The organism is Pantoea sp. A4 (assembly GCF_000295955.2).
Classification (GTDB): Bacteria; Pseudomonadota; Gammaproteobacteria; order Enterobacterales; family Enterobacteriaceae; genus Pantoea; species Pantoea multigeneris.
Genome location: NZ_ALXE01000045.1, coordinates 37,557 through 59,070, shown reverse-complemented (window position 1 = coordinate 59,070; position 21,514 = coordinate 37,557). Strand labels below are relative to the sequence as shown.

The window sequence follows — 21,514 nt, the reverse complement described above, 5'->3', positions numbered from 1 at the left end:
CACAGGGCCGGATATTCCGGCCCTTTTTGATTCAGGGAAATCATGAAAAATATCTTAGCCATTCAGTCTCACGTGGTTTACGGCCATGCAGGCAACAGTGCTGCCGAGTTTCCTATGCGTCGCCTTGGGGCTAACGTCTGGCCACTGAATACCGTCCAGTTCTCTAATCATACTCAGTATGGTCACTGGACCGGCACCGTCATGCCTGCCACCCATCTGACTGATATCGTGAAGGGCATTGCCAGCGTCGACCGTCTGAAAACCTGTAGCGCGGTGTTGAGTGGCTATCTCGGCTCGGCCGAGCAGGGTGAACAGATCCTCGAAATTGTACGCATGACCAAAGCGGCCAACCCGGAGGCGTGGTATTTCTGCGATCCGGTGATGGGTCACCCGGAAAAGGGCTGTATCGTCGCGCCTGGCGTGGCAGAGTTCCATTGCAAGCAGGCCTTGCCAGCCAGCGATATCATTGCGCCGAATCTGCTTGAGCTGGAGATGCTGAGTGGTGTGACGGTGAGCAACGTGGAGGAAGCCATCGCTGCCGCACGTCAACTGGTTGCCCTTGGCCCTAAAGTCGTGCTGGTAAAACACCTTGCGCGTGCGGGACGTCGTAGCGACCAGTTTGAAATGTTGCTGGTAACGGCCACGGAAGCCTGGCATATCGGTCGTCCACTGGTGGACTTTGGCGTTCGTCAGCCGGTCGGTGTGGGGGATTTAACCAGCGGCCTGCTGTTGGTGAACCTGCTGCATGGCAAAGATTTGCAAACTTCGCTGGAACACGTCACCGCAGCGGTGTATGCCGTCATGTTGAAAACCCATCAAATGGGTGAATATGAGCTGCAACTGGTGGCTGCACAAGATGAGATTGCGCAACCTACCCAGTGGTTTACTGCGGAAAAGCTCTAATAGTTCAGGGCCGTTGCTGGCCCTGTAACTCAGATCAAGCCTTCAGCTTTCAGCGCTTCCTGCACGGCCGGACGCTGAGCCACGCGTGCATGCCATTCTGCCAGTTCAGCAAACGCACTCAGATCAACATCCACATGCTTCGCCCAATTAGTCACAACGAACAGGTAAGCATCTGCCACGCTGAAGTTATGGCCTAACAGATACTGTTTGCCTTTCAGTTGCTCGTTAACGTGCTGATATTTCTTGATGAGCTGCGCTCTAACAAGCTGTTTGTACTCTTCTGGCGTTGCGGGATTAAACAGTGGACTAAACGATTTATGCAGCTCGGCACTGACGTAATTGAGCCACTCAATAGCGTGGTAACGTGCCAGGCTATTAACCGGTGCTAACAGATTACGTTCCGGTTTTAAGTCCGCCAGATACTGTACGATGGCCACGCCTTCGGTCAGCAGTTCGCCACTGTCGAGTTGCAGAGTCGGCACCTGGCCCTTTGGATTGATTTGGTAGAAATCTTCGCCTGATTCGGTGAGGTGAGTTTTCAAATCAACATTAATCTGGCTGAAATCCAGGCCGCATTCGCGAATAACGATGTGAGGAGAAAGGGAACAAGCGCCGGGTTTGCAAAACAGTTTCATGACGTAACTCCAGTTGCGGATAAGTTGCAAGCAGCATAATCCGGCTGGATTAATTTACCAGTGATGTTGCGCATAAAAGCACTAATCGCGAATTAAATTGCTGTTAAAACAATCAACTAGTGGTAAGTTTTCCAGCGCAAAATCCCAGAAGTGGCGTACTTTAGCGGGCATAAAAGCCACCCGATGCGTCAGGAGCTGCACCGGTAAGCGGTCACTTTCAAACTGGGGTAACACCTGCACCAGTGTGCCGTGCTGTAAATCATCATGGGCCTGGTAGGAGAGCAGGCGGCCAATCCCCTGGTGGTGGCGCAGTAGCTGCAAGCGGCTCTCTACATCATTAATACGAAAGCGAGGCTGGATCCTCTGGCGTAACCCATCGGCAAAGCGCCACTCACCGCTGTTATCGGTGCCGCTAATCAGGCTGTGCTGACCTAAATCTGAAGGGTGATGAGGCGTACCGGCATCAGCCAGATACTGCGGGCTGGCGAGTAAAACCCGCTGCACCATCCCCACCTGGCGCGCCACCATGCGCGAATCCTGCAAATGACCAATGCGCACCGCAATATCCAGCTGGTTCTCAATCAGATCCTGATAGCTATCATGAAAAAGCAGTTCCACCTGAAGCTCGGGCCACTGCTGCAAAAACCGTTCAACCAGCGGAATAACGTGCAGGCGACCAAACTGTAGGGGGGCGGTGATGCGTAACAGGCCTTGCAGCCGTGTAAGCTGTACCTGGGCAATCGTCTGGTGATAATCCTGGAGTAGCTGGCGTGCCTGCTCGAATAGCTGCCAGCCCGCCTCGGTTGGGGCCAGTTTGCGTGTGGTTCTCTCTATCAGAGTCGCCCCCATCCGCTGCTCCAGCGCCGCCAGGGTTCGGGTAATCACCGGCGCAGAACGGTGTAACTGCCGTGCCGCAGCCGCCAGGCTACCCTGTTGCACCACGGTCACAAACACCTGAAGTTCATCAAAACGGTCCATGATCATTCCTGAATGAGAAAGAGTGAATTGCAGCAATGGCAAGATTGTTTCTTCTTCCGCAATAGTATGCTGGTTCTCAGCAAAATATAAGGAGCTGAAGATGATCCTCTATCACACCCCATTATCCGGGCATGGTCACCGGGTCTGCCTGTTACTCAATATGCTGGAGATTGCCTACGAGCGGCGTGCGGCGGATGCGGCTTTGCGTGCCGATCCCGCGTTTGCTGAGCTGAATCCGTGGCGTCAAATTCCGGTGCTGGTAGACGGCGACGTGGTGATTTACGACAGCAATGCCATTCTGGTGTACTTGGCGCGGCGCTATGCGCCGGGCAGTCACTGGTTACCGGATGATCCGCTGGCGGCAGCACAAGTGCAGCAGTGGTTAGGCCATGCCGCCGGTGAGATTCGTTACGGTGTCGCCTCTGCCAGGATCATCCGGCAGTTTGACCATCCCGAAATTTATGAATCTGCGGTGTTGATTGCCGGGCGTTTTCTGCCGCAGATGGAGCGCCATCTTGCTGCTCACACCTGGTTGGCTAACGGTGAACTGTCGATTGCGGATTTGGCCTGTTACGCCTACGTGGCCTGCGCACCGGAAGGTGGCGTCTCCTTGCAGGCATTTCCTGCCATTCAGCGCTGGTTGCGCCAGGTTGAAGCGTTGCCAGGTTTTGAAGGGTTACCGCCGTTACCGTTACCGGAGTAGCGCTATGTTCCACGAAGGTGAAGTTGCAGCCCAGGAGCGTGCGGGGTTTCTCTACGTACGCGGCATGATTTATCCGGCGATGACCATGCAGCATCAGCAGTTTTTTGCCGATTTACCGCTGCTGTTTATTACCCGTCTGGATGCCACCGGTGCCCCGCAGGCGGCGATGCTTACCCATCCTGCCGGGTTTATACACACCGATAACGCGGCGTATTTAGGGATTGATACCCGCGTGCTTGCGCATTGGCCCTTGTGGGCAGCGCTGCAACCGGGTGACCGCATTGGGTCACTAGGGCTGGATTTCGCCACCCGCAGGCGTAACCGCATTAACGGTACGGTAGTGGCCTGTGATGATGCGCAGGTGGTGATTGAAGTGGCCCAGAGTTTTGGTAACTGTCCCCAGTATATTCGTCGCTTTCACTGGCAGAGTTTGCCCGCAGAGCCAGTAACGGTGACGCCATTAACGCAGGTGCCTGCCGAAGTATTAGCCGAGTGCCAGACCTTTTTTATCGCCAGTGGCAATGGGGATCTGGGACTGGATATTTCCCATCGCGGCGGGCCAGCGGGTTTTCTCCGCCAGCAGGGGGAGCAGCTGGTTTTTGCTGATTTCCCCGGTAATCGCTACATGAACACCCTGGGTAATCTGCTGCTGGCTCCGCGCTGTGCTCTGTTGCTCACTGACTTTATCCGGGGAGAGGCGATACACATTCAGGGGGAAGCACAGGTCAACTGGTTAGAGGATGAACAGGGTCGTAGCCAGCGTGAGGTGGTAATTAAGCCGACGCGCATTGACCGGTTGTATGGCGGTGCGGCGTGGCAAGCCGTGCCTTTCGAGACGTAAAAAAAGCGGGTAGCCAGAGTGGCTTACCCGCTTTTTCATTCACACCGCTGGCAGTTACGCTTTGGTGTTATCTGCCTGCGTCATACGATTCAGCAGCGGAGCCGTAATCAGCATCAGTACCGCAATCACGGCGGTAGCAATGCCGATCTGCTGGAATACATGGCTGTAGATGCCCAGGGACTGAATCGGGTCGTTGACGTTTTCCGGTACCGCCATCAGATTCGCCACCTTACCAGCGATCACAGCGGCACAGGCAGTGGTCAGGAACCATGAACCCATAATGAAGCCCATCAGACGCTGTGGCACCAGCTGTGCAACCATCGCCAGGCCCAGGCCAGAGATCATCAGTTCACCCACAGCTTGCAGCGCGTAGCTGAATACCAGCCACCAGACCGAGACAATCCCGGCATCACTGGCAAACTTAGCGCCGAATGGCAGCACCAGGAATGCCGCTGAGCACAGCACCATACCAATGGCAAATTTGTGTGGCATCGGCAGGCGGTCACCCAGTTTGTTATAGGTTGCGGCCAGAATCGGGCTCGCCAGCATGATCCAGAATGGGTTCAGTGCCTGATACTGCTCAGGTTCGAAGGTGAAGCCCAGAATCGAATGCTCAACGTTACGGATCGCAAAGAAGTTCAGTGATGTTGGCATCTGCATGTAGAGCACAAAGAACACAATCGCTTCGAGCATCAGCAGGAAAGCCACAATCATGCGACGACGTGCCGCGCCTTTCAGCGCGAAAGCTTCACGGGCGAAGATAAAGATAATGCCAAGCGCGATGATCAGCAGTGCCATACGTGCAACCGGTTGGTGATGCAGCAACCAGGTCGCCACACTGACCAGCGCCACGATACCCACCAGGGTCATCAGCAGCTTGTTAACCTGCAATGGCGCGAAATCCGGTTTAGATCCAAAGTTTTTCACCAGGCGCTGACAGAACAGGAAGTTCAGCAGAGTGATCGCCAGACCCACGACCGAGAGCGAGAACGCCACACTCCAGCCATATTTCGCGGCCAGCCACGGTGTCAGCATCATCGAGAAGAGTGAACCGATGTTGATCGACATATAGAACATGGTGAAAGCACCATCGATACGCGGATCATTTTTCTCGTAGCAGGTGGAGAGCAGCGATGAAGGGTTGGCTTTAAATAAGCCGCTACCGACGGCAATCGTCGCCATACCGATGTAGACCGTTGATACGCTGTGCCCGGAGAAGGCCACCAGCGCATAGCCGATAGCCAGCACCATCACGCCAAGAATAATGACGCGTTTTGTCCCGAGCACTTTGTCGCCTAACCAGCCGCCGATCGCCACCAGGCCATACACCATGGCACTGAATGAGGAGAAGAGGGTGATCGAGTCAGCTTCAGACATGTGAAGCTGTTTGACCAGATAGACCGCCATGATGGCTTGCAGGCCGTAATAGCCAAAACGTTCCCAGAGTTCAATCGTGAAGATGAGATAGAACGCTTTAGGCTGTCGGAAGGCATTCAGGCTTGCTGGCTGCTCCGTGTGTTTGTTTGCTGTTGACACTAGTACCTCGGTGTTACCTGTTTCGTGACAGGAATTAAGCTTGCGTCGGGATAGGTTTCCTCGCGCAAGTTTGTTATGTGAAGGGGAATGCGGCGGTTAATTTGTCCGATTTATAACATCAGGGCAAGGTTTTTTTTCATGCTGAAACAATTATGACTTGCAGATTTTATAATATGTTATTTCTGTGTTTGCAGAGTTTTAGTTTGTTTGTTGTGATTTTATGCTGGCTTTTTACACGCCATTCGTTTGATGTTTGTCCATTGCATGGTATTTCCTGCTAAGTACGATATTTTTAGCTATCGTGTCTTATTTTATTGTTTTGGCGAGATTAAATTCTGCTTTTGTAGTAATGTGCGGTGTTTATATCTGTATGTGTGGGTTTTTTTAGTCTTGTGAGAGTTTTAACAACAGGAAAGTGATCGGCAACACAAATTACTGATTTTATTCAGGATGAAAAATAAGTAATCGTTTGCGTGCCTATGTTTGGTTGGTCGTGTACTGACAGTATCTTGCGGGTATTCTGAAATAGTGGATGTCAGGTCGCTAAGGCGCAAAAATGATGAGTTACTGCGAAACCCCGTTAAGGGGCAGCAAGGCTGGTTGTGCCCAATTTTTTCTGCGATTTGCGAAAAATTGGGTCACCTTGACGTTCACTTTGCACCCAGCCTTATCTGTCTCTTCTCTTAATAGCCTTAGCTGCCTACGGCAGCCGCTGATTCTCCGGCCAGCACAGCTAGCGCATGGGCGAAAAAGTCCTGACGGCCAAAGTTGCCGGATTTCAGTGCCAGCGCAACCGGTGTGTCACCGCCAGCCAGCAACGCCGGCACGCCGGGGTCAATTTCCTGGCCTACTTGTAAGCTGCTGGGTTGCAGCGCGCTAACCACCGCGCCGGAGGTCTCTCCGCCACCCACGACCAGGCGGCGAACGCCTTGCTGGACTAACAGCTGTGCCGTATCCCCAAACAAGCGATCGAGTTTGGCGGAAACCCGCTGTTGGCCATAGCGTTGCTGGATTTCGGCCACCACATCCGGCGTACCCGATGAGTAGACCAGAGGCAGATTTTCCTGATGGGCAAAAACAAACTCGGCGAGCTGTTGCGGCGTGACTTTATCTTCCATCACGGCATCGATATCCACTGCTTTAACTGCCCAGCGTTTCTGATGCTCGGCGATCTGGCCGCGCGTAGCACCGGAACAACTGCCGACTAAAATCGCCGCAGGCCCAGCCACGGGGGCAAGTTTTTGAGGGTTCCCGGCAGCCCGTCCGGCACGGATTTGATTATGCGCCAGTGCCAGGGCAATCGCTGAGCCGCCGCTGATCAACCTGTCATCGGCGACCGCAATCCCCAGTTGGATCAGGTCTTCATCATGCAGGGCATCTACCACAACGAACTGCGGCCCGGTCTCGGTTAACTGGGTCAGCTGATCGTTTATTACTGCACTGCCTTTATTAACCAGCTTCCACGGCAAATGCGCGACAGGGGTGGTGGACTGGCGCTGGAGTACGCGGCGGATATCAGCATCTTTCATCGGGGTAACCGGATGATGTTCCATACCCGACTGATTCAGCAGCTTGTCCCAGACAAACAAATGCCCCTGATACACCGTGCGCCCCATGGCCGGGAAAGCGGGGCAGACCACGACCCGTTTCGCCTCTAGCCGCTGGCGTAGGGCGTCCAGTACCGGGCCAATATTACCTTTATCGGTAGAGTCAAAGGTTGAGCAGTATTTAAAGACAATCTGCTGGCATCCCTGGGCCAGAAGCCACTCGCAGGCGGCGAGGGATTGCGTTACGGCTTCATCAGCAGGCAGGGAGCGTGATTTTAGTGCAATCACACCGGCCTCAACGTGGCGCTCTGCTGCGCTATCCGGTACGCCGGGATACTGCACTGTATGCAATCCACCTTCACCCGGTAGCCCGGAGGCGAGCGTCACGGCGATATCGCTGGCACCGGTAAAATCATCCGCTATCACGCCAATCAGCATTTTTGTGCTCCCGTCACCAGGGTTTTCATCTTTTCCACTGCCGCATGAGGGGCAGTGAGAATGGTATTAGTGACAGCGTCACGAACCTGTTCCGCCGCACGAGAGGTGGAGAAGTGTGCCAGCATAATGGCATCACACTCTGCCAGTTCATGAGCCTGTGCAGCGACAAGGCGGTTGTGAGTGTCACTGTCGCCTTTGCGCAGCAGGTCAATGGCATCGGGCACCAGCACGGTTTCCAGGGTAGCGTTTGAACCCACGGCATGGGCGTATTGCTCAAATTCTTCCGTCATGGTGGGCACAGAAGGGCCGAAGGTTGCCAGCATACCAATGCGTTTACCCTGTTTTAGCGCCGCTTCAAACATCGCTTCGTTGGGTTTTAACACCGGAATGGAGACCGCAGCGGCTAACTCATCAATGGCTGGCCCGAAAGCGGAGCAGGTAATCAGAATGCCGCTGGCATCCATCTCACTGGCGTATTTCCCCAGTGCTACGAAACGGTCGATCAAACGGCGTGAGAGCGTCTCTTCTTTCGCCCGATCCAGGGTTAAACCATCATCTAGCAAATTCACAACTTCCGCCTCCGGCCAGCTTTCGCGGAAGGCAGCCAGAATCGGTTCAATCGCCACAGGCGTGGCATGCAGCAGCACAATACGGGGTCTCATCATGTTCTCCGGTCATCAGCAGTGAGGTATCTATTAAACCCAGGTTCGGATTTTAGTTAAATGTAAGGGCTTACATTTGTTGCTGTAAAGTGAGATTGATCACATAAAATAATTACTGTTATGGCAGGATAATAAACATTAGCGAACTAAATATCGCCAAATTGTAAGCGATTACTTTAAATGGACTCCATCACTATGACTTCATCTGCTCACCCGACAACGCTGGATACCGGCACAACACCCACAGCGCTGGCACGTCCTGTCAGCAATGTACCTCGTAAATTTCGCGATCTACTGGCGTTGGATGACTTTGAGCGCCACGCCCGGCGTCGGCTGCCAGAGATGATTTATCAGTATGTTGCAGGTGGCGTGGAAACCGGACGGGGTATTGACGCCAACTTTGAGGCTTATCGGCAGTATACCTTTGTGCCGCGCATGTTCCGTGATGTGTCTGGACGCGATCAAAGCGTTGAATTATTTGGTCACCGCTGGTCGCACCCGTTTGGTGTAGCGCCATTGGGCGGGGCATCTTTTGTCAGTTATCGCGCGGATGTGCGGCTGGCAGAGGCCGCGAGAGCGATGAATGTGCCGATGATTCTGAGTGCATCTTCACTTATCCCACTGGAGACGGTGTATCAGGCCAACCCTAACGCCTGGTTCCAGGCCTATCTGGCGGGGGATCAGCCGCGCATTGACCGTTTGGTCGATCGCGTTGCGGCTGCAGGTTATAAGACGTTGGTGGTAACGGGAGATACGCCGCTGTTGGGCAACCGTGAACACAATATCCGCAGTGGTTTTAGTATGCCGATCAAGATGTCGCCGAAAGTGATTTGGCAAAGCGCTATGAGCCCGCGTTGGTTATTGGGCACGGTCGCGCAGACTTTTTGGCGGCACGGTGCGCCGCATTTCGAGAATACTGATGCAGAGCGTGGCCCGCCGATGATGTCGAGTAAAGTGCGTAATACCAATGCCCGTGATGAGCTGAGCTGGAAGCATGTTGAAGCGATTCGCAAGCGCTGGAAAGGCAATCTGGTGGTGAAGGGGCTGATGTCGCCGGATGATGCGTTTATTGCGCGGGATTTAGGGGCTGACGCGGTGATTTTGTCCAATCATGGCGGACGCCAGTTAGATCACACCGTACCGCCTTTGCATACCCTGGCGGAGATTGCTGCTCAAAAAGGGGCGATGAAGGTGATTATTGATAGCGGTATTCGACGCGGCACCGACGTGATGAAAGCCATGGCGCTGGGGGCGGATTTTGTGTTCCTCGGCAGGCCTTTTTTATACGGCGCGGTGGTGGGTGGGCAGGCGGGGGTTGAACATGCCATGCATATTTTGCGTGATGAGATCGATCGTGATTTAGCCTTGATTGGCGTGCGTCGCCCGGGTGATTTAGAGGCTTCGCTGTTGCGCCGAGCGCCGTTGTTCGCCAGGGAGGATCGCGCATGAGCCAGTTGACCATTCTGAGTGCTTTGACGCTGGGCGCGCCTTTTGCTCAGCTTGAACCTAAGTGGCGGGCGTTACATCCTGATATTGCGTTGGATTTTCACTGGCACCCCAGCACGGTGATTGCGCAGCAGGTCGCTGCCGGTGTTGCTGCTGATGCCATCGTCGCCACCATTGAGACTCAGGCTCAGCTGGAGAGCGAGGGGTTTTTACAGGCTGACAGTGTGACGGATTTAGTCGATTCACCCATTGGTTTTGCCGTGTTGCCGGGGGTGACTCCGCCGGATATCAGTACCCCGGAGGCCGTGAAGCAGACGTTGCTCGCAGCACGTTCGGTCGCCTGGTCGGCCGGTGGGGCCAGCGGTATTTATTTCGCTGAGTTGTTGAATCAGTTAGGGATTGATGCCGAAGTGCGTGCGCGTGGCACGATTATCCGTGCCGGTTACACCGCAGAGCAGTTGCACAACGGGGCCGCAGATATTGCTTTGCAGCAGATTAGCGAGTTGTTGATGGTGCCCAATATCCAGATCGTCGGGGCTTTACCCTCGCCGTTGCAGCAGCCGGTTTCACTCGCCGGTTCTGTGCTGCAAACCAGCGATAACGCCGTTGCTGCACAACAGTTTTTACACTGGCTGCAAACCCCAGAAGTGTTTGCAGTGTTTAGCCAGTATGGCCTGACTAAGCGCTATTGATTTTTAATGGATTCCGCATGTTGATAAGCCGCTGTGGATTCAGGCGGCAGGTCAGACAATGGGGGGTATGACTGCAAAGGAACCTGCATCCTGCGATCCGCTGGCACATCCATGTGCCAGAGGCATTTGCTGTCATACCCCCCATCATCTTCCCAATAGCAGCAGTGCGGCTGTCAGAAGCCCGTGCGGCTTTTTGCTTTAGGCACTGGTTTGCAGGCAATATTTTTCAGGCAAAACAACCGTATGGATTTCGGAGGGCAGGGTAATCGGAGCGAGCCACGTCGCAGCCCGATTGCCCTGACAGGCCGAAGAATCTCGATTTATCAGGCGGGTGTTTTGACCTTTCATCCCGCACGTTGATAAGCCGCTGTGAATGCAGGCGGCAGGTCAGACAATGGGGGGTATGACTGCAAAGAAATCCGCATCCTGCGATCCGCTGGCACATCCATGTGCCAGAGGCATTTACTGTCATACCCCCATCATCTTCCCACCGGCAGCTGTTCGGCTGTTAGCAGTCCGAGCTGTTGGTGAGTTTCGATACTATCACAGGCACGAATGCGCTATAACAGCGGGATGTTCATTCACTATAAAAGTAAGATAGATTCCAAAAAAAAACGTAAGATTTCTAAACATATGGATTTATTATATCATGAGTCAAGTGGAGGTTAATTTTATGGACAGGTAGGCTTTGACTTGCTTTTTAATTAACTTAGGGTGTGATTATTCTCATTGATATATTTTCGAACTGTGTCGCTCTTGGTTTTTATTAAAGACAATCGGCTTTAATATATGGTGTTCCTTTGTGGCTGTATATTTTTGAGGATCGAAGAGTTTATAACTTTGCAATTAAATGGCTAGGTCGTCGAGCGGGATAACTCTCCCCAATAATGCCTTATCGAGTCATGTAAGTAGGTCGTGGCGTAACTCTGGCATAGTTCACTCGGCCATTTTTTGTGTCGTGGTAATTTCGCACGCCATTTGTCGACCACATCTCCTTTATTTTGGCTCCAATTGATCCATAAAAGGCCTCCAGTTGGTAAATATTCCTAATAATAAACCAGTTACCACGGTCGCAAACTGCAAGTGGAAATTCACCGGGTCTGGCCACTGCTCCAATAAATCCTCCCTCTTGGTCAACGACACTTTTTTCATGTGAAAGCATATAAGAGGAGAAGTTAACCTGGGCTCCGTGACGAACCACATTGTGTTCAATATCATTAAAAGGACGCGCGGGGTCAACTCTTGAGACCTGAAGATTAATCCCATCAATAATTTCTTTTTCTTCTTTAGAGTTAACCATGACGGTTCTTGGCCGCCCTGCTCCTCGAAAAGTAATCATGTCGTGCGCATCGTAATCCCCAGTGTAAGGCATTGACTTCCATCCGCTCTGAGACTGTAAGAGATTTATGTTTTCTGGGTTTGTGATATCAAGGATACCATTCGATACAGCATGAGCAATGGCCGTTTTTTTGACATCACCGACATAAATCCCCCTCAAACCCGTGCTATCCCAGCGACCGACATAACCAATAAGATTATGCGCATTTACCCATTTTAACTTTTCGTAATACTCTTCTGGGTTTTTATATTTCGCTGCCAGCGAGGAGGGTTTAATGGTTTTTTCAAGTATGTCGTGCCCTTTTGCTTTAGCCCCATGACGGAGAGCATTGATGGTGAAAGCGCCAGCTTCACGGAAGCTGATACAGAAATTTCCTTTTCTGGCTGCAGCCGATATGGCAATCATATGCTCCTCCATAATAAAATTCTGAGCGATTTCTATTAATTCATTATTTTTCATAACAATACCCTCACTTTTGTTTTCTGCTGTTTTTCGATAAGACATTGATATTTGATGGGGAGAGTAAATTATCAGTTCACTACAAAATAACTTTAGCCCATTATGTGACCTCCGTGTGATTTTTTCGAAAACATAAGAGCCACTAATAACTGAGAAAAACAATCGATCCCATCGAGGGTGTTGAGTCCGGATTATGCAGTCTGATCCATTAGTCCTGACAAAGAATATGGCGAATGAAGAAGCCCTTACCGACGAACTCCCCTATCCTGAAGAATGATTGGTTTCCAGTAAAGGGAGAGTGGGGCGTTAGAAAACGAAAATAGATGTGTCGTTGTACCTGAGAGGCGATTACAACAGGATTCGGCCATATCAACATCACAGCGGGTGGTTACCCGCTGCAAAAGAAGGGCAAATGCAAAAAACTCTGCCAATGTCCTAAAAATTGACCTCAAACGTGCCGACTACTCTCGCGGCGCACTGCCCGTACTGCTACGTACAATCAGCTGCGTGGGGATCTCAATCCGATTGACGGTGCTGTTACCCTCTAACTGCGCCATCAACCACATGGCGGCTTCATAACCGATGCGCGTTAAATCAACCCGCATGGTGGTGAGTGGATAGTGCAAATGCTCGGCATACTCGTAATCATTGAAGCCTACGATGGAAATATCACCGGGAATACGTAAATAACGCTCGGTTGCGGCGCGCATAACACCAAACGCTAACAAATCATTACCGCAGATAATCGCCGTCGGGGGCTGCGGGCCATCTAACAGCGCAAACAACGCCTTACGGGCATCGTTCATGCTAAACGCGCTATCAAACAAATGACTATCCGGCAGGGTCAATCCGGCAGAGGCTAGCGCGCGGCGAGTCCCGTTAAGACGATCGGAAACACGATCGTTACTGGGCGGCGTGCCCACAATCACCGCAAAACGCTCATGACCCAAGGCCAAAAGATGCTGAGCAATACTCTCCGCCGCCTGCTCACTGTTGTAACCCACACACGGACGCTCATCGTCTAACGAAAACGTCTGCACACAGGGTATACCCAAGGCCGCAATACGCTCCCACAAACGGGGATGGTGCGTATTACCCACCAACATCAGACCATCAATACCATACTCGATCAGCTTATTAACCTCATTCAACTCGATCGCCGGATCAAAATTAGAGTTTGCCAACAACAGGGTATAACCCGCTTCGTGCATCACCCGCTGAAACTCACCCAATGCCCGTGAAAAAGTCTCCGTAGCCAGCGTTGGCACCACCGCGCCAATCGTCATACTGCGACGAGAAGCCAACGTACGTGCTGCACGGTTAATCACATAGCCTAACTCCTCACAGGCTCTCTCTACCGCTTCACGGCGCGTCTGACGTACCGTTGAACTGCCATTAAGCACACGAGAAACGGTGGCAGTAGAAACACCCGCCAGACGTGCTACATCTTCCAGAGACACCCTTCCTGGGCCGCTGACTTTCTCACTCATGGTTAGACTCCTGCAGAAGAGTGACCGGGTCCACAAATTTAATCAGTAAAACGCACTCATTCGTGAAAGCGCTTACTTTTGCCTTGACTGAATTTTGTAATCGCTTACTTTTTACATCATGTTATCAGTCTGGAGCTTAATGCTCACGAATTTTTAACAACAACGCGGGTGTTTAACGTCTACCCGGAAAAATGCCTCAGACCCTTGCGCCAAACAGAGGGGACTGACGACTTCGCTACCCTAACGATAAAGAATAAAGGATCTCATCATGCGCAGATATCCGCGAGTCCGCTGGTTAATGATCGCATTCTGCTTTTTAGCCATCGCCATCAACTACATCGATCGCATCAACCTCGCGATTGCGGCCCCGCACATCAAAAAAGACCTCGGGCTGGATGATACCAGCATGGGGCTGATTCTCGGTGCCTTTTTCTGGACCTATGCCCTGATGCAAATCCCGGCGGGCAGGATTATTGACCGTCTTGGCGCACGTGCCGGCCTGGCGATTGCCGTCGGCTGGTGGTCACTGTTTACGGTATTCACTGCTTTTGGCAAAGGCTTCACCTCCATATTTGCGGCACGCCTCGCATTAGGGATTGGCGAAGCCGGGGGCAACCCTGGCTGTGTCAAAGTGGTCTACAGCTGGTTTGCGAAAAAACAGCGCGCCACCGCGAGCGGCATCTTTGATGCGGGCCCACGCGCCGGTAGCGCATTAGCGCTGCCGCTGGTGGCATGGTTAATCAGCACCTGGGACTGGGAAACCTCGTTTGTCGTCACCGGCGCGCTGGGCCTGGTATGGGTCGTTATCTGGTTAATCTTCTACCGCGAACCAGAAACCATGAAAGGGCTGGATGAAACCGAACGCCAGAACCTGCTCGAAGACCGTGCGGTGCCAGTAGGACAGCAGGGTGGCAAAATCGACATGTGGTCGCTGTTCCGCCATCGTAACGTCTGGGGCATGATGATTGGCTTCTTCTGCATGAACTTTGCCACCTACTTCTTCGTCACCTGGTTCCCGACCTATCTGACCATTGCACACGGCTTCTCGCTCAAAGAGCTGGGGACGTTAGGCGCAATCCCGGCACTGATGGGCATTCCAGGTAGCCTGCTGGGCGGGTTGGTCTCGGATGCGCTCTACCGCAAAGGGTTTAGCCTTACCACCGCACGCAAAACCTGCCTGGTCACCGGTATGTTGCTCTCCAGCGTGATTGCCTTTGCTGCCTTCACCGACAGCATCGCGGTGATCCTCACCCTGTTCTCCATCACCTACGCCGGTCTGGCCTTCACGGCGGCCAACATCTGGACGCTCCCGGCCGATGTGGCTCCGGCGGGTAACTATGTCGCCACGTTGGGTGGGATCCAGAACTTTGCCGGGAACCTGGCGGGGATCGTCACGGCTTCATTCACTGGCGTCATGCTCAGCATCAGTCACGGATCGTTCGTTGTACCGCTGCTGGTTGCGGGGGGCATCTGCATCCTCGGTGCCCTGACCTTTATGTTTGTCCTCGGCAAGCTGGAACCGCTGCCGGTGGGAAACACGCCGTCACAACCTGAAATCGCCACCGCCAACAAATAACCCAGGAAACGCACATGCAAAACGAACAACAACTTCGCGAAGAAATTTGTCAGGTGGGCGCGGATCTGTTTAACCGGGGTTACACCACCGGTACGGCAGGGAACATCAGTGCGCGACTGGAAGATGGCTGGCTCATCACCCCAACCGATGCCTGCCTTGGGCACTTATCGCCGCAGCGTATCGCTAAAGTCTCGCGCGATGGCGAGTGGGTCTCCGGAGATAAGCCCTCGAAAACCCTGCTGCTGCATCGTCAGGTGTATGACAACAATCCAGAAGCGCGGGGTGTGGTGCACACCCACTCCACCCATCTTGTCCAGCTCACGCTGGAAGGGGTGTGGCAGCCAGACAGCATCCTGCCGCCGATCACCCCCTATCAGGTAATGAAAGTGGGACGTATTCCCCTGATCAACTATTGCCGCCCGGGTCATCCGCACGTGGCGCAGCAGGTCGCACTGCTGGCGAAAGAGGTGCGTGGCGTGATGCTGGAGCGCCTTGGCCCGGTAATCTGGGGCAACAGCATCTCAACCGCCAGCTTTGCCCTTGAAGAGCTGGAAGAGACCGCGCGCCTGTGGCTCAACAGCCACAGCAAACCGGCGGCACTCTCACCGGATGCGGTGCAGGAACTGTGTGAAACCTTCAAAACCCGGTGGTAAGCAACACCCTTTGTACCCCTATAAAAAGGATAAAAGATGAAAAAGATGGTTCTGGCTGCGGCGATAGGCCTGGCGGCACTCAGTGGCACGGCCAGCGCGGAGAGCCTGGTCTACATCTCCAATGCAGGCAGTGGCAGCGTCTCTGCATATCAGTTGGACAAAGCGCAGGCACAGTTAAAACTGATTGGCGAGTACCCGACCGGTGATAACACCATGCCAACGGTCGTCTCGCAGGATAAGAAAACCCTGTACGTCTCGGTGCGCAGCAAGCCGTATCACATCGGTAGCTGGCATATTAATGCCGACGGTTCGCTTAAACACATTGGCGATACCGCCGTGCCGGATGCGATGGCCTATGTCTCGCTGGATAAGACCGGACGTTTCTTACTCGCCTCTTCGTATGGCGGCGATCTGTTTGCGGTGTACCACATCGGCAGCGATGCGGTGCCGGAATCTGCGGCGGTGGATGTGATCCATACCGGGAAACGTGCGCACTCCATTCAGACCGATCCCACTAACCACTTCCTGTATGTACCGCTGCTGGGCGCTGATCAGGTCGCACAATTCCGCTTTGATGCCAACAGCGGCAAAGTGACGCCGAACGATCCGGCCTTTATTAACATCCAGCGTGAATCGCAAACCGGCCCGCGCCACTTTGCCTTCGCACCGCAGAAAGATGCTAACGGTGAGCAGAACCTTTATCTGTTAACTGAAATGGCGGGCAACATCACGCGATTAAGCGTTAATGCCAACGGCACCTTGACCGAGCATGAAACCATTGTCGGCCTGGACCCGGAAATCGCGAAAACCATGCAACGCGGTGAAGCGCGTCCGCTCACCGGTGACAACGATTTGCCGAAATCTGAAAAACCGCGTTTGTGGCAGGCAGACATTCATATCACGCCAGATGGCAAATTCCTCTACGCCACCGAACGCACCAGCAGCCACTTAAGCGCATTTAGCATTTCGCCACAGGATGGCCATTTAACCTTTATTGAAAGCGTGAAAACGGAAGAGCAACCGCGTGGCTTTGCCATTGATAACAGCGGCCGGTTCCTGATTGAAACCGGGCAGAAATCAGACAAGCTCTCGCTGTATGCGATTGACGATCGCAGTGGGAAATTAACCCTGAAACAGCGTATTCCTAGCGGAAAAAATGCCAACTGGGTCACTTTTGTCGAATAATTCTAGAGGAGTCAGCATGCCAGCATTAAAAAAACATTTACCTACCCTGTGTCTGAGCCTTGGTCTGGCGGCTACCGCCTGGCAGGCCACGGCGGCGGAAAAGGTCGTCGCGACCGATCTGGAACCCCTGCACCACGTTATCTTGCAGAATAAATACGTCACGGTGATGCGGGTCTTAATTCAGCCCGGCCAGAGTACGCAATATCACGAACAACATCTGGATTATGTGAATACCCATATTGATGGCAGCCCGGTGAAAATCGAATTCCCCGATAAGCCCGCTACGCTTTATGAGATGAAAAGTGGCAACGTAAAATTTGGCGCACATCAGGGAAAATCCGATGCCGATAAAGTGACGAATACCGGCACCACGGTAAATCATCAGGTCGCGTTTGAAATCAATATGACCGGCCCGCAGCACTTTGGCGGCGCGACACGCCCAGACGCCAGCGCAATTGTGCAGGTGCTGGATCAACCCACGGTAAAAGGCTGGAAAGTCACGTTAAAACCGGGAGAGAGCACCGGGGAATATACCCAGCATGGACCGGGCGTGCGCGTGTTCTTTAGTGAAGGTCGGGTATTACTGGCCGATCCTGCTCACCCGAATCACGTTAAAGAGATCTGGGTGCATAAAGGCGATGCCTTCTTAACGGAGCCGGGTAAGGTCGATATTACCGATGGCAGCAATGAGCCACTCATCTTTAACGATTATGAACTGCTGTGATTATTCTGCGCGCTAACGTTTAGCGCAGAAAAGGATTCGCCCCGTGTGTAAAAAATGCACACGGGGAAACAATAAAAAAACAACGTTCAATACTGGAAAAATATCATGCGTGTCAGACGTTACTGTCTGCCTTTTGCATTTAGCCTGCTGCTTCCCTGGGCGGCTTCAGCGACGGCTGAAACCAACACCGGAAACAGTGAGCTGATTGCTCAGGGCAAATACCTTGCGATTGCTGCGGACTGCGGTGCGTGCCACAACACACCGGGCGGTCCAGCCATGGGTGGGGGCTATGCCATTGCCTCTCCGTTGGGCAACATCATTGCCAGCAACATTACGCCGTCAAAAATAGCCGGCATCGGCGATTACAGCGAGGCTGATTTTGCACGTGCTGTGCGCCAGGGCATCAACAAACAGGGTCAGCATCTCTACCCGGCAATGCCGTACACCTCCTATGGCAAAATCACCGACGGCGATATCCACGCACTCTACGTTTACTTTATGCAGGGCGTAAAAGCGGACGACACGCCAGCGGCGGCTACGTCACTGCCGTTCCCGTTTAATCTGCGTGCCAGCATGGCGCTGTGGAACCTGCTGTTTGCCGATGATAAACCTTTCACTCCGCGTAAGGATGTCACGCCTGAGGTGAATCGCGGGGATTACCTGGTCAACGCGCTGGCCCACTGTGATACCTGCCACACCCCACGTAACAGCCTGATGGGCCAGGACAACAGCAAAGCGCTCTCCGGCGGCAGCCTGGGGAGCTGGTATGCGCCTAACATCACCGCTGATGCCACCTCGGGTATCGGTAACTGGTCCGATGCCGATCTGGCGCGCTACCTGCAAACCGGACATGTGCCGGGCAAAGCGCAGGCGGCGGGGCCAATGGCGGAGGCGGTTGAGCACAGCCTGCAATACCTCAGCAAAGAAGATATCAACGCGATGGTGGCTTACCTGCGACAGGTGCCTGCCGTCAGTCAGGGTGAACACACCGCGCGTGATAGCTGGGGGCAACCGTCCACTGATGAAGCGCGACTGCGCGGTGCACCTCAGGTGGATGCCGGTTGGAAAGTCTTTAGTGGCACCTGTGCCAATTGCCACCAGCCTGACGGTCAGGGGACCGCATTGTATCCTTCGCTGTTCCACAACAGCGCCACGGGTGCGCCTCAGGCGGACAACCTGATTGCCACCATTGTCTTTGGTGTTCACCGGACGGTGCAGGGCGAGCCTGTCGACATGCCTGCGTTTGGACCGAGTGGGTTCTATACCGATCGCCTCAGCGATCAGCAAATTGCGGACGTCAGCAACTATGTCCTGAAAAACTACGGTAACCCCGCCGTTAACGTCACAGCGCAACAGGTCGAGACGATTCGTAACGGCGGTGAAACCCCGCTACTGGCAAAACTGGCCCGGCCACAGGTGTGGGGCAGCGTATTGGTGGTGGTATTGGGTCTGATCTTTGTGGCGCTGCGCCGTAGGGGGAAAAAAGATGGCAACGCATAATCAACTTTCGCTCTCCCGCCGTCGTCTGTTGCAGGGCATGGGCATTCTCTCCCTTGGCGCGTTGTGTGATTCGCTGTTTCCACAGCGCCGCGCGATGGCGGCAGAACTGGAAGAGAGTGGTTTTATTACTGTCTCCAGCCTGCTCGTCAGCCAGCCGGTGAGTCCACTGCTGGCGCAACGCTATTATGATGCATTACAACGTCACAATAATCAGTTCGCTACTCAGCTAGCGACACTACAAAACTATCTTAAACAACATGCGTTTGCCCACGTGGATGACTTTATCGCGGCAACCGATAAAGCCAGTCCGCAGTTCCAGACTGCCAGCACCATTATTGCCGCCTGGTACACCGGGTTGGTGGGTGATGGTGCGAAGATGGAATTGATCGCCTATGCCGAAGCACTGATGTACCGCCCAACGCGCGGCATTTTAGTGATCCCAACTTACGGCGGTGGGCCGTTGTTCTGGTTAAACAACCCGGCTACGCACAACCAGACAACCTTGTCCTCAGGAGCACAGGCATGAGTGAGCAACAGTATGACGCTGATGTGATTATCATCGGTTCGGGCGTGATGGGCGGCGTGATTGCCACACAGCTGGCAAAAGCGGGAAAATCGGTGATCATTCTTGAGGCCGGACCACGGGTGACGCGGGCAGAAATTCTGGAACGCTACCGTAGCTCCCCGTTCAAAATGTCACTGACCAACATGAAATTACAGGGCGTGGGTTCCCCTTATCCCGATCTACCGCACGTGCCCTCCACCTACGGTGACTATTTACAGCAGAGCGGGCCGGTAAAATACCCGACCAAATACCTGCGCGTGGTGGGCGGCACCACCTGGCACTTTGGTTCGGCGCTGTGGCGCATGATCCCGAATGATTTCAAGTTGCAAAGCCTGTATGGACGCGGACGCGACTGGCCGTTTGGCTATGACGAGCTGGAACCCTGGTACGGCAAAGCGGAGCATGAACTGGGCGTGTCGGGCGTTGACGGGCAGGATGAGAGCGGGCAAGGGGGCAAGGCGTGGCCGCCGCGATCCACGCCGTTCCCGATGCCAGGCCTACCCACCAGCTATCTGTTTGAACGCCTGACGGAAAAGCTGTTAAAGGGCGGCTATAACCCGGTGCTGGAGCCGAATGGACGCGCCACGCGTCCTTATGGTCGTCGTCCGGTGTGCGCCGGGAATAACAACTGCAACCCGGTCTGCCCGATTGCCGCGAAATACGACGGATCGCAGCATATTGATGAAGCGGAGCGGTTAGGCGTCAAACTGCTGGATAACTCAGTGGTCTACCGTATTGAAGCGGACGACAGCGGGGCAATCAGCAGCATCTGGTATCGTAAACCGGATGGCAGTAATCATCAGCTCAAGGCGAAAACCTTTGTGCTGGCGGCCTACGGCATTGAATCACCGAAACTGCTGCTGATGTCCACGTCCGACAAATATCCAAACGGCATTGCCAATAGCTCGGATCAGGTAGGACGCAATCTGATGGGACACACCGGTATCAGCATGAATTTCATGATGAATGAAGATGTCTGGCCGGGGGAAGGCCCCACCGAACTGCTGGTGTATCTGAACAACCGTGACGGTGAGTTCCGCAAGCGCTTCCCCAGCTACAAGATCAAAGTGCGTAATACCGTGCCGACAGCGGATTACACCGCCTCGCTGATTGCCAAAGGGGTGCTGGGCACGGAACTGGATCGGCAGATCCGTTTGCTGTCTGCCCGCTCGTTAAACTTCGCCATTGATTTTGAAACGCTACCGCTGCCGGAAAACCGTGTAGTGCCAAGCAAAACCAAAACCGATGCGATTGGCATTCCGGTGCCGGACATTTACTACAGCGTGAACGATTACTGGGAAGCGGGCAAAGATGAGGGGGTGAAGGATTTCCACCAGTTTGCTGAGTTGCTCGGGGGCGAGATCCTGAAGATCGACACCAAATATCAGGATCGTCAGCACATTATGGGCACGACGATCATGGGAGACGATCCCCGCACCTCGGTGGTGAATGCGGATTGCCGCACCCACGACCATCCCAATCTGTTTATCGCGGGCACCAGCGTGATGCCGTCATCGTCCTGCATGAATCCGACCCTGACCGGTGCGGCGCTGAGTCTGCGGCTGGCGCACCATCTGCTGACGCAGGTGCTGGTCTGACACATACCCGCCTGGCCTCGTTGTCAGGCGGGCTGTTACAGCGG

General features: G+C 53.7%; 19 protein-coding genes. 12 read left to right on the top strand and 7 right to left on the bottom strand.

All coding sequences use genetic code 11. The features are described from left to right. Positions 1–42: 42 nt before the first annotated feature. Positions 43–903 (top strand): pyridoxal kinase PdxY, encoded by an 861-nt coding sequence (pdxY, locus tag B880_RS0118525; protein ID WP_017348952.1) that lies wholly within the window; start codon positions 43–45, stop codon positions 901–903. 29 nt (positions 904–932) lie between these two features. On the opposite strand, the gene gstA is transcribed toward pdxY, so the two are convergent. After that, positions 933–1,538: a glutathione transferase GstA gene (gene gstA / locus B880_RS0118520; protein ID WP_017348951.1), complete on the bottom strand. Its 606-nt coding sequence runs from the start codon at positions 1,536–1,538 to the stop codon at positions 933–935. An 81-nt stretch (positions 1,539–1,619) separates the two neighbouring features. Further along, positions 1,620–2,516, bottom strand: coding sequence for a LysR family transcriptional regulator (locus B880_RS0118515; protein ID WP_017348950.1), 897 nt, complete (start codon positions 2,514–2,516; stop codon positions 1,620–1,622). Positions 2,517–2,616: 100 nt separating this feature from the next. Here B880_RS0118515 and B880_RS0118510 point away from each other — a divergent pair, with 100 nt between their 5' ends. Both B880_RS0118510 and B880_RS25235 read left to right on the top strand, forming a co-directional pair. Beyond that, entirely contained in the window at positions 2,617–3,219 is a 603-nt protein-coding gene (locus B880_RS0118510) for a glutathione S-transferase family protein (RefSeq protein WP_017348949.1), read from the top strand. A gap of 4 nt (positions 3,220–3,223) precedes the next feature. Next, positions 3,224–4,060 carry a pyridoxamine 5'-phosphate oxidase family protein gene (locus B880_RS25235; protein WP_017348948.1) on the top strand — a complete coding sequence of 279 codons (837 nt, stop codon included), beginning with the start codon at positions 3,224–3,226 and terminating at the stop codon, positions 4,058–4,060. A gap of 54 nt (positions 4,061–4,114) precedes the next feature. On the opposite strand, the gene dtpA is transcribed toward B880_RS25235, so the two are convergent. The 3 genes from dtpA to B880_RS0118490 form a co-directional block, all read right to left on the bottom strand. Then, on the bottom strand, positions 4,115–5,596 hold the full coding sequence (gene dtpA / locus B880_RS0118500) for a dipeptide/tripeptide permease DtpA (protein ID WP_017348947.1): 1,482 nt from the start codon (positions 5,594–5,596) through the stop codon (positions 4,115–4,117). A gap of 692 nt (positions 5,597–6,288) precedes the next feature. Then, positions 6,289–7,581: a 3-oxo-tetronate kinase gene (gene otnK, locus B880_RS0118495; RefSeq protein WP_017348946.1), complete on the bottom strand. Its 1,293-nt coding sequence runs from the start codon at positions 7,579–7,581 to the stop codon at positions 6,289–6,291. Beyond that, a complete protein-coding gene (locus tag B880_RS0118490; protein WP_017348945.1) occupies positions 7,575–8,243 on the bottom strand; it encodes an aspartate/glutamate racemase family protein in 669 nt (222 codons plus the stop codon). The genes otnK and B880_RS0118490 overlap by 7 nt, the downstream gene beginning before the upstream one ends. A gap of 195 nt (positions 8,244–8,438) precedes the next feature. On the opposite strand from B880_RS0118490, the gene B880_RS0118485 reads away from it, so the two are divergent. Both B880_RS0118485 and B880_RS0118480 read left to right on the top strand, forming a co-directional pair. Next, on the top strand, positions 8,439–9,692 hold the full coding sequence (locus tag B880_RS0118485; RefSeq protein WP_017348944.1) for an alpha-hydroxy acid oxidase: 1,254 nt from the start codon (positions 8,439–8,441) through the stop codon (positions 9,690–9,692). Then, positions 9,689–10,381 (top strand): molybdate ABC transporter substrate-binding protein, encoded by a 693-nt coding sequence (locus tag B880_RS0118480; protein WP_017348943.1) that lies wholly within the window; start codon positions 9,689–9,691, stop codon positions 10,379–10,381. The genes B880_RS0118485 and B880_RS0118480 overlap by 4 nt, the downstream gene beginning before the upstream one ends. Before the next feature lie 892 nt (positions 10,382–11,273). Here B880_RS0118480 and B880_RS25230 read toward each other — a convergent pair. Continuing rightward, a complete protein-coding gene (locus B880_RS25230; protein WP_017348942.1) occupies positions 11,274–12,179 on the bottom strand; it encodes a hypothetical protein in 906 nt (301 codons plus the stop codon). A gap of 461 nt (positions 12,180–12,640) precedes the next feature. Then, the gene (locus tag B880_RS0118470) at positions 12,641–13,669 is read right to left on the bottom strand and encodes a LacI family DNA-binding transcriptional regulator (RefSeq protein WP_017348941.1); all 1,029 of its coding nucleotides are present in this window, start codon (positions 13,667–13,669) and stop codon (positions 12,641–12,643) included. A gap of 268 nt (positions 13,670–13,937) precedes the next feature. Here B880_RS0118470 and B880_RS0118465 point away from each other — a divergent pair, with 268 nt between their 5' ends. The 7 genes from B880_RS0118465 (at position 13,938) to B880_RS0118435 (ending at position 21,470) form a co-directional block, all read left to right on the top strand. Next, positions 13,938–15,245 carry an MFS transporter gene (locus tag B880_RS0118465; RefSeq protein WP_017348940.1) on the top strand — a complete coding sequence of 436 codons (1,308 nt, stop codon included), beginning with the start codon at positions 13,938–13,940 and terminating at the stop codon, positions 15,243–15,245. A 14-nt stretch (positions 15,246–15,259) separates the two neighbouring features. Beyond that, positions 15,260–15,898: a 3-oxo-tetronate 4-phosphate decarboxylase gene (otnC, locus tag B880_RS0118460; protein ID WP_017348939.1), complete on the top strand. Its 639-nt coding sequence runs from the start codon at positions 15,260–15,262 to the stop codon at positions 15,896–15,898. 36 nt (positions 15,899–15,934) lie between these two features. After that, the gene (locus tag B880_RS0118455) at positions 15,935–17,083 is read left to right on the top strand and encodes a lactonase family protein (protein ID WP_017348938.1); all 1,149 of its coding nucleotides are present in this window, start codon (positions 15,935–15,937) and stop codon (positions 17,081–17,083) included. 16 nt (positions 17,084–17,099) lie between these two features. Continuing rightward, positions 17,100–17,807: a hypothetical protein gene (locus tag B880_RS0118450; protein ID WP_017348937.1), complete on the top strand. Its 708-nt coding sequence runs from the start codon at positions 17,100–17,102 to the stop codon at positions 17,805–17,807. A gap of 105 nt (positions 17,808–17,912) precedes the next feature. Beyond that, complete coding sequence (locus tag B880_RS0118445) at positions 17,913–19,307, top strand: c-type cytochrome (protein ID WP_017348936.1); 1,395 nt, start codon at positions 17,913–17,915, stop codon at positions 19,305–19,307. Then, positions 19,294–19,833: a sugar dehydrogenase complex small subunit gene (locus B880_RS0118440; protein WP_017348935.1), complete on the top strand. Its 540-nt coding sequence runs from the start codon at positions 19,294–19,296 to the stop codon at positions 19,831–19,833. Before B880_RS0118445 ends, B880_RS0118440 begins: the two co-directional genes overlap by 14 nt. Continuing rightward, the gene (locus tag B880_RS0118435) at positions 19,830–21,470 is read left to right on the top strand and encodes a GMC family oxidoreductase (protein ID WP_017348934.1); all 1,641 of its coding nucleotides are present in this window, start codon (positions 19,830–19,832) and stop codon (positions 21,468–21,470) included. The genes B880_RS0118440 and B880_RS0118435 overlap by 4 nt, the downstream gene beginning before the upstream one ends. The last annotated feature ends 44 nt before the right edge of the window (positions 21,471–21,514 follow it).

Coding starts and splice junctions, on each gene's coding strand:
- pdxY (WP_017348952.1), top strand. CDS start 43: ATGAAAAATATCTTAGCCATTCAGTCTCACGTGGTTTACGGCCATGCA.
- gstA (WP_017348951.1), bottom strand. CDS start 1,538: ATGAAACTGTTTTGCAAACCCGGCGCTTGTTCCCTTTCTCCTCACATC.
- B880_RS0118515 (WP_017348950.1), bottom strand. CDS start 2,516: ATGGACCGTTTTGATGAACTTCAGGTGTTTGTGACCGTGGTGCAACAG.
- B880_RS0118510 (WP_017348949.1), top strand. CDS start 2,617: ATGATCCTCTATCACACCCCATTATCCGGGCATGGTCACCGGGTCTGC.
- B880_RS25235 (WP_017348948.1), top strand. CDS start 3,224: ATGTTCCACGAAGGTGAAGTTGCAGCCCAGGAGCGTGCGGGGTTTCTC.
- otnK (WP_017348946.1), bottom strand. CDS start 7,581: ATGCTGATTGGCGTGATAGCGGATGATTTTACCGGTGCCAGCGATATC.
- B880_RS0118490 (WP_017348945.1), bottom strand. CDS start 8,243: ATGAGACCCCGTATTGTGCTGCTGCATGCCACGCCTGTGGCGATTGAA.
- B880_RS0118485 (WP_017348944.1), top strand. CDS start 8,439: ATGACTTCATCTGCTCACCCGACAACGCTGGATACCGGCACAACACCC.
- B880_RS0118480 (WP_017348943.1), top strand. CDS start 9,689: ATGAGCCAGTTGACCATTCTGAGTGCTTTGACGCTGGGCGCGCCTTTT.
- B880_RS25230 (WP_017348942.1), bottom strand. CDS start 12,179: ATGAAAAATAATGAATTAATAGAAATCGCTCAGAATTTTATTATGGAG.
- B880_RS0118470 (WP_017348941.1), bottom strand. CDS start 13,669: ATGAGTGAGAAAGTCAGCGGCCCAGGAAGGGTGTCTCTGGAAGATGTA.
- B880_RS0118465 (WP_017348940.1), top strand. CDS start 13,938: ATGCGCAGATATCCGCGAGTCCGCTGGTTAATGATCGCATTCTGCTTT.
- otnC (WP_017348939.1), top strand. CDS start 15,260: ATGCAAAACGAACAACAACTTCGCGAAGAAATTTGTCAGGTGGGCGCG.
- B880_RS0118455 (WP_017348938.1), top strand. CDS start 15,935: ATGAAAAAGATGGTTCTGGCTGCGGCGATAGGCCTGGCGGCACTCAGT.
- B880_RS0118450 (WP_017348937.1), top strand. CDS start 17,100: ATGCCAGCATTAAAAAAACATTTACCTACCCTGTGTCTGAGCCTTGGT.
- B880_RS0118445 (WP_017348936.1), top strand. CDS start 17,913: ATGCGTGTCAGACGTTACTGTCTGCCTTTTGCATTTAGCCTGCTGCTT.
- B880_RS0118440 (WP_017348935.1), top strand. CDS start 19,294: ATGGCAACGCATAATCAACTTTCGCTCTCCCGCCGTCGTCTGTTGCAG.
- B880_RS0118435 (WP_017348934.1), top strand. CDS start 19,830: ATGAGTGAGCAACAGTATGACGCTGATGTGATTATCATCGGTTCGGGC.